This is a genomic window from Actinomyces sp. MRS3W, from assembly GCF_032465695.1.
Classification (GTDB): Bacteria; Actinomycetota; Actinomycetes; order Actinomycetales; family Actinomycetaceae; genus Actinomyces.
This window is the reverse complement of the sequence record NZ_JAWDJJ010000213.1, coordinates 1-7,482: the sequence shown is the minus strand read 5'-3', so window position 1 is coordinate 7,482 and position 7,482 is coordinate 1. Positions and strand designations below refer to the sequence as shown.

Sequence of the window (7,482 nt, the reverse complement as noted above, 5' to 3'; positions counted from 1 at the left end):
CCGAGACGGCGCCCTCTACGACCCACCAGCCCAGCAACTACCCGCCGCCGCTTGACACACCACATAGGGGCACCCCCCAGACACAGCAATCCTCACCCCGTAAGGAATCCCATGTCCCGCCTGCCCCGCCCGCTCACCCTGGCCGCCACCGGCCTGACCGCCATCGCCCTCAGCCTGCCGCTGGCAGCCTGCTCCTCCACCTCCGACGCCGATTCCACCAGTACCGCATCCGGCCAGGCCGTCACCGCCGAGTCCTCCGCTGACGCCGCAGACACCGGATCAGGCACCGCCGCGCAGACCGGCTCGGACTCGACCGCGTCCGTCCCCGACGGCTACACCGCCGTCGAGATCCCGGACAGTAGCGTGTCCTTCGCCGTCCCCTCCGACTGGGTGACGCTCACCAGCGACGACGCCGACGACGACGCGCTCGTGTCCGCCTACACCGAGGCCTCGGGCCAGGAGGCCGACAGCGTGCAGGTGCTGCTCCAGATGTATGCGGTGATCGCTGCCAGCAACTCCGGTACATCCGAGGAGATCAACGCCCAGATCACCCATGAGGTGACCGAGCTGCGCAGCGAGGAGGAGGTCACCAAAGACCTGGAGGACAACGGCCTCAATTTCAATGACCTCAGCATTGAGACGACAACCACGGGCAGCGGCGCGGAAGCCAGGACCATGAGCTACTCCTTGGACCTGGGCCAGCCTATGTACGTCATGACGATTACTACCGTCACCCCTGAAGCGGACGGCGTAGTCAGCATCACCATCACCACCGGCACGTCTGCCGAGCGCACCCAGGAGCTGGCGGACGCCATCCTGGCGTCTCTGTGACGGCAGACCGCGCCGCCATCGCAGTACCACCCCCAGTCATCTCCACCCCGACCGTTAGGAATGCCATGTCCCGCCTGTCCCGCCCGCTGATCCTGGCCGCCACCGGCCTCGCCACTGTTGCTCTGGCCCTGCCGCTCGCGGCCTGCTCCGGCTCCAATACCTCCGAAACCACCAGCACCCAAGCCAGCCAAGAGGCCACCGCCAACTCCGAGGACGCTGCGGACACCGGATCAGACACCGACGCACAGACCGACTCGGACTCAACCGCGTCCGTCCCCGACGGCTTCACCCTCGTGGAGATCCCCGAGTACGACATGTCCGTGGCCGTCCCCTCCGACTGGGACACCCTCACCTCCGCCAACAGCTCCGACACCGAACTGGTCGGGCGCATCGCGCAGGCGCTGGACAAGTCCGAGGACGAGGTCATCGCCGATCTTGAGGACACGGCCCTCATCAGCGCCGACACCTCCAGCAGCTCTGGTGATGCTTCGGCAGATGAGATCGCCGTTGGGCGCGCCGAGACGGACGCACTTCCCACCGAGGAGGAATTCATCGACCTCGCCGAACTCAACGAGGCCGACTCAAGCGACTACACCTCGACAACGACCCCCAGCGGCCTGGAAGCGGCGGTATTCCGCATGAATGCCGTGGCGGACGATGAAGACCACTACATCTCCATCATCTCCGTATCCACCGGGGATGGCATCGTCGATTCGGTCCTCATCGCCACCTCCACCGCCGAACGCGATCAAGAGATCTACGACGCCGTCCTCGGCTCGCTCTGATCTACACACTCCACCACACCACGTCGGCCGCGGACGCAGGCACATGTGCCTGCGTCCGCGGCCGATGCATGCCATGGGCGAGGAGGTCTTGACAGGGTGCCCGCGGCGAGTACCATATCGACTATCGATACATCGAAAATCGATATGTCGAGTCGAGGGCGACTCGACAGCACACGCCCCTCGCAGGAGGTCACCATGCGTGGCATCACCACCCCGACCAGTCCCACCACGAGCCAAGCCCCGCCAGAGCGGGACGCTACGCATCGCACGCACCAGCGCTCCGCCCTCTGGCGACGCCTGCGCGCCGAGACCCGCGAATACTCCCCGGAGGGAGACGGCCCCTTCCCCGGCAGCGGCCGCATCGCCGTCACCGTCGGCGCCGCTTTCATCGCCCTGTGCCTGGCGATCCCCACCTGCCTGGAGATCGAGTCCATTTCATGGCCTTTCTGACCCGAGCACTGTCTCATTTGCACGAGCGCTCCACCGCCCTGACCACGGAGAATGCGGAACTACGCGAACAAACGGAGGGACTGATATGAGCACCACCGGGCCCGTTTCCGGCTCACGGGTTGTCTGCCATCTCGACCGGCTCCTTGATGCCCGCGGCATGACGCTCGTCGAGTTGTCCGAACAGGTCGGTATCACCACCGTCAACCTCTCCGTGCTCAAGAACAACCGCGCCAAGGCGATCCGCTTCTCCACGCTCGAGTCGATCTGCGGGGCGCTGGACTGCACTGTCGGCGAGCTGCTGGAGGTCACCGATGCTTCCGCGGAGGCCGTCGATGCAAGCATGACCGCCCATGCGTGAACCGACCCCGCGCGCAGTTGCCCATGCCATACTGCATTGCTGAGGAGGCCATCCGGTACTCCATACCTCAACGAAAGGAAGTCACTATGGGACTCGATGACCTGAAGAAGAAGGCCGAGAGCGTCGTCAGCTCCGACAAGGTCGAGGAAGTCTCCGACAAGGTCCTCGACAAGGCTGCCGAGGCCGCCAAGAAGGTGACCGGCGGCAAGTTCGACTCCCAGATCGACTCCGCCCACGACGCTGCCGACAAGGCCATCGGCAACGAGTGATGCCCACCGCGGCATTGTCAGGCACCGACCGGACGTAAAGTCGGTCAGGTGACTACCGCGCCCGTTTCCCCTCCGTCCGGCCTCGAGCCCGTCCCCGACTGGCTCGATGACATTGAGGGGGAGCGGGCGCTTGCGTGGGTCGCGAAGCGCAACGCCCGCACCCGCGCCGCCTTCGATGACTCGCCCGGCTTCGCCGCGCTGCGGGAGGACATGGAAGCGATCCTCAACGCCCCCGACCGCATTCCCCGAGTCGGTGAGGCGGTCGGCGCCCTGTACAACTTCTGGACGGATGCCACCCACCCCCGTGGCTTGTGGCGACGCACCACCTGGGACTCCTACCGCGCCGGAGCGCCCACTGTCCCCGGCGACGCCGCGCGGGACACCGACTGGGAGGTCCTGCTCGACCTGGACGCCCTCGGCGAGGCCGAGGCCACCAGCTGGGTCTGGCACGGCGCCTCCGTCCTGCGCACCGGGCCGCTGGCTGGCCGGCGCGCCCTGGTTACCCTGTCCGACGGCGGCTCCGATGCCGACGTCACCCGCGAGTTCGACCTCGAGGAGCGGCGCTTCCTCCCCACCGATCCCGCCTCGGGCGGCTTCTCCCGGAAGGCGTCCAAGGGATTCCTCGCCTGGGCCGACGACGCCGGGGACGCGGCCCTGCTGGCCACCGACTTCGGTGCCGGCTCCCTCTCCCCCGCCGGCTACCCGCGCCAGGTGCGCCGCCTGCGCCGCGGACAGAGCCCCGACGCGGGCGAGGTACTGCTCACCGCCGCCGCGACGGACGACGGCGCCTGGGCCCACCGCGACCAGTGGGGACGCACCTGGCTGCTCACCCACCCGGACTTCTACACCGAGGAGCTGTGGCTGCTGCCCGACGGCGCTCCCACCTTCCCCGCCTCTGATGCCGCCCGCCACCTGGCCGGAATGGACACCGTGGTCGCGCCGGGAGCTCTGCACGTGGACGTGCCCGCCTCGGCGGCGGTAACCCCGGCGTGGGATCTGCTGCTCATTGAGCCGCGCGAGGACTGGGCGGCCGCGGATGGACGCACCTATCCGGCCGGCTCACTGCTGACCGCACCGATCGACGCCTTCCTGGACGGCTCCCGCGACCTGGAGGTGCTGTTCACCCCGACGTCGGCCACCTCATTGAGTGGATTCACCATCACCGCCGGCCACCTGGTCCTCACCCTCCTGGACGACTGCGTCAACGCCCTGGAGGTGCTTACTCCCCGGTCACCCGACGGCGCGAACGGCTGGTCCCGTCAGCGCCTGGATGTGGGCCGACTGCTTGACGCTGCCTTCCCCACAGCGGGAGTTGCCGCCGCATCGGCCGCGCCGACGACGTCCCAGGCGGAGGACCCCACGGAGCTGCGGCCGGGCCGCACGCTCATCGACGTGTCCGCGAGCGCCGTCGATCCGCGCGAGGGAGACCGGCTGTGGCTGACCGTCTCCGCCTTCACCCACCCAACCACGCTCGCGGTCGGTGGGCTGGATGCCGATGGCAGCCTGGCCGACGTCGAGGTGCTGCGCGCCGCACCCGAGCGCTTCGACGCGAGCGGCGTCGTCGTGACCCAGCATGTGGCTATCTCCGCCGACGGCACCCGCGTGCCGTACTTCCAGATCGGGCGGCCGCGGCTCGACGACGCCGGCCGCCCGCTGCCGTCCCCAACACTGCTGTACGGCTACGGCGGCTTCGAGATCCCGCTGGGCATCAACTACATCCCCGTCACCGGCAAGGCGTGGCTAGAGCGCGGCGGCACCTATGTCGTGGCGAATATCCGTGGCGGCGGCGAGTACGGGCCGGCCTGGCACCGGGCGGGGCTGAAGCAGAACCGCCACCGGGTCTATGAGGACTTCGCCGCGGTGGCGCAGGCACTCGCCGACCGCGGGGTCACCACCCCGGCGCAGCTAGCGGTGCACGGCGGCTCGAACGGCGGCCTGCTGGTCGGGGTCATGCTCACTCGCTACCCGCAGCTGGTGGGCGCGGTCGTGTGCGAGGTGCCGCTGTTGGACATGCGCCGCTACACCCATCTCCTGGCGGGCGCCTCCTGGGAGGCGGAGTACGGGGACCCGGACGACCCGGCCCAATGGGAGTTCATTCGCAGCTTCTCCCCCTTCCACCTGCTCCAGCCGGGGCGGACCTACCCACCGGTGCTGCTGGTGACCTCCACGCGCGATGACCGTGTGCACCCGGCGCATGCGCGCACCATGGCCTACCGGATGGAGCAGTTGGGTCAGCGCGTCACCTACTTCGAGAACAACGAGGGCGGGCACGGGCGCGCCGCAACCAATGCGCAGCGCGCCTACATGTACGCCCTCGAGTACGAATTCGCCTGGCGTGCGCTCAGCGGCGCAGACGCACCAAACCAATGATGGTGACGACGATCCCGGCCAGGCCGGCGGCGCTTCCGGCGAGGATGAGCGTGCCCGCCAACGGGACCCGATCCAGGTTCATGGCCGGGCCCACCACCATGCCGCGCGTGCCCGCGGGGCAGGTGACGGTGTAGGCGCCGGTTTGCCCGACGGCGAAGGACAGGTAGGGCAGCCCCTCCCCCGGGGTCTGGAGGATGACGGCGACGTCGTCGGGGCCGGTCACGGTGCAGTCGGCGGTCGCCGTAGGCGTGGTCCCGTACAGGGCTGCGGTCGTGCCCTTCTCCAGGTACACGACGCCGTCCTCGCTGAGCTGGGCCCCTTGGGCGAGCGAGCCGTCGAGCACGGTCAGCACGCCCGCCACCGAGAGCACGAGCGGAACCACGAACATGAGCACGAGCCCGACGACGAGTGTGCGCCAGCGCCGTGTCGAGCGGGTGGCCGCGCCCCGCGCCGCCGCGGAGCGCGGCGCCCGACCTGCCGCGCGAGAGGTGTCGCGCCGGCGGTTTTCAGGTTCGCCGTCCGGAGCCTGAGCGGTAGTGCGCGGCTCAATCCCCTGCTCGCGCAGGTAGGCGGCGAGTTCCTCGGGACTCAGGCGCTTGCCGTACCGGGGTTCGCCGTCGTCAGTTTCGTAGCCGGCCACCGCTGCTCCGTCAGTGCTCGTGAGGTGGTTCTCAGGCGCGCCGAGGGCTCACGCCTCGGTTTTGGGGGCACCAATCTTCGCGGCGATCTCAATGAAGAGACGCAGGATGAGGATGTTAACCGCGACCTTGGGAATGTCGAGGAAGAGGTTGACCAGGAACTGGGTGAAGGTGAAGTACGAAGTGCCGTCGTAGCTGGAGTAGTAGTAGGCGGCGTCGAAAGCGCCGAAGATCCACGCCACCACGTACAGCACGAAGCCGACGATGAAGACCGTCTTGCCGTACTTGGCGGCGAAACTCCGGGCACCGTCGAACAGGTTGGTGAAGAAGGAGTCCGCGGCGGGCTGGGAGTACTGGAGTCCCGGTGCGTAGGGGTCCTGGAACTGGCCGGCCGCGGGGGCGGACTGCGCTACCGGCTGCGCCGGCTGGTACTGCTGGGGCTGCGGGGCCTGCTGGGGGTACTGCTGCGGGTTGTAGCTGCCCGCGGCGGAGCCTGCCGACGGCGGAATGTAGGGCTGTCCTGGGTTCTGCGGCTGGGTCATAACGAATGTGCCTTCACTTTCTCAGATGCACGTAGCAATGGCAGCCTACAGGGATAGCGGCGACAGTGCCCAGCGCCCTGTCGGTTTAGCGAGAACAGTCTCGATTCGCGGGATCTTGCCGGAGTCGTCCGGGCGGGCGCCTACCAGGAGCGCCGCAGCACAATGGCGCTCCCCGGTCGGCTGGGCCGTCCGACCGGGGGCGGGTCTCCGGCTCTCCGCCCCGATGGGCGCCTGCCGGAGGGGACCGGGACGACTTGCACCTCGCCGTCGGCGGCGGCAGCGAAGACCCGCTCGACGGCGGCCTCACGGGCCCGCAGCGCCTGGTTCTCCTCCTCCAGACGCTCCAGGCGCCGCTCGAGCTCGAGAATGCGGCGGATGCCCTCGAGGTTGATGCCCTCCTGGCTGAGGGCCTGCACCCGCCGCAGGCGCTCGACGTCGCGGTGGGAGTAACGCCGCCCCCGCCCCGAGGCGCGAGCCGGGGTGACCAGCCCCAGGCGGTCGTACTGCCTGAGGGTCTGCGGGTGCATCCCCGCCAGCTCCGCGGCCACGGAGATGACGTAGACGGCCCGCTCGTCGGCATCCTCCGCGAGGAAGTCGACGCCCTGGCCCGTCCGCCGCCGCGCGGTCACCGCGCCGCCTCTCGGGCGAGGTTCGCGCGCGGGTCGGCCTCCATCGCCTTATCGAAAGCTTCCAGGGCGGCCTTGGCCTCTTTGGAGAGCTTCTTCGGTACGGCGACCTGGACGGTGACCAGCAGGTCACCGGTCTTCTTGGAGGTGGCCACTCCCTTGCCGCGCAGGCGCAGCACGGTGCCGGAGGAGGTGCCGGGCTTGATCCGCACCCGAGACGACTTGCCGTTCAGGAGAGGAACCTCCACGGTCGCCCCGAGGGCGGCCTCCTTGAGGGTGACCGGCAGGTCCATGCGCAGGTTGGCGCCGTCGATGGAGTACACCGGGTGTTTGGCCACCGAGATGGTCACCACCATGTCGCCGTTCTCTCCACCGCCCGAGCCGGGGCGCCCCTTGCCGCGCAGCCGGATCTTCTGCCCGTCGTGCACACCGGCGGGGATGCGCACCGTAATGGTGCGCCCGTCAGCGGTGAGCTCGGCCAGCGTGCCGGCCACGGCGTCGCGCATGGACAGGGTGGCGCTGGTGAGCACGTCGGGTCCCTTTTGCGGCTGTGGCTGGGAGGAGAAGCCGCCGAAGCCGAAGGGGCCGCGCGAGCGCCGCCCACCCCCTGCAG

The 7,482-nt window shown here is 69.0% G+C and carries 10 protein-coding genes; 6 read left to right on the top strand and 4 right to left on the bottom strand.

Annotated features, from left to right (window positions below; translation table 11 throughout):
- Positions 1-111: 111 nt before the first annotated feature.
- The 6 genes from RWX45_RS08140 (at position 112) to RWX45_RS08115 (ending at position 5,063) form a co-directional block, all read left to right on the top strand.
- Entirely contained in the window at positions 112-831 is a 720-nt protein-coding gene (locus RWX45_RS08140) for a hypothetical protein (protein ID WP_316023231.1), read from the top strand.
- A 65-nt stretch (positions 832-896) separates the two neighbouring features.
- Positions 897-1,616: a hypothetical protein gene (locus RWX45_RS08135; RefSeq protein ID WP_316023230.1), complete on the top strand. Its 720-nt coding sequence runs from the start codon at positions 897-899 to the stop codon at positions 1,614-1,616.
- Between the two features lie 195 nt (positions 1,617-1,811).
- Positions 1,812-2,066 (top strand): hypothetical protein, encoded by a 255-nt coding sequence (locus tag RWX45_RS08130; protein WP_316023229.1) that lies wholly within the window; start codon positions 1,812-1,814, stop codon positions 2,064-2,066.
- Positions 2,067-2,151: 85 nt separating this feature from the next.
- Positions 2,152-2,424, top strand: a complete 273-nt coding sequence (locus tag RWX45_RS08125) for a helix-turn-helix transcriptional regulator (protein ID WP_316023228.1) — start codon at positions 2,152-2,154, stop codon at positions 2,422-2,424.
- An 86-nt stretch (positions 2,425-2,510) separates the two neighbouring features.
- The gene (locus RWX45_RS08120) at positions 2,511-2,693 is read left to right on the top strand and encodes an antitoxin (RefSeq protein ID WP_316023227.1); all 183 of its coding nucleotides are present in this window, start codon (positions 2,511-2,513) and stop codon (positions 2,691-2,693) included.
- Between the two features lie 48 nt (positions 2,694-2,741).
- Positions 2,742-5,063, top strand: a complete 2,322-nt coding sequence (locus RWX45_RS08115) for a prolyl oligopeptidase family serine peptidase (RefSeq protein ID WP_316023226.1) — start codon at positions 2,742-2,744, stop codon at positions 5,061-5,063.
- On the opposite strand, the gene RWX45_RS08110 is transcribed toward RWX45_RS08115, so the two are convergent.
- The 4 genes from RWX45_RS08110 to RWX45_RS08095 form a co-directional block, all read right to left on the bottom strand.
- Positions 5,035-5,703 carry a hypothetical protein gene (locus RWX45_RS08110; protein ID WP_316023225.1) on the bottom strand — a complete coding sequence of 223 codons (669 nt, stop codon included), beginning with the start codon at positions 5,701-5,703 and terminating at the stop codon, positions 5,035-5,037. The genes RWX45_RS08115 and RWX45_RS08110 overlap by 29 nt on opposite strands.
- A gap of 48 nt (positions 5,704-5,751) precedes the next feature.
- The gene (locus tag RWX45_RS08105; protein ID WP_316023224.1) at positions 5,752-6,243 is read right to left on the bottom strand and encodes a hypothetical protein; all 492 of its coding nucleotides are present in this window, start codon (positions 6,241-6,243) and stop codon (positions 5,752-5,754) included.
- A 140-nt stretch (positions 6,244-6,383) separates the two neighbouring features.
- Positions 6,384-6,872 (bottom strand): heat shock protein transcriptional repressor HspR, encoded by a 489-nt coding sequence (locus RWX45_RS08100; RefSeq protein ID WP_316023223.1) that lies wholly within the window; start codon positions 6,870-6,872, stop codon positions 6,384-6,386.
- Positions 6,869-7,482 (bottom strand): J domain-containing protein (locus tag RWX45_RS08095; protein ID WP_316023222.1); only part of this gene is annotated, 614 nt, incomplete at its 5' end. The genes RWX45_RS08095 and RWX45_RS08100, both read right to left, overlap by 4 nt.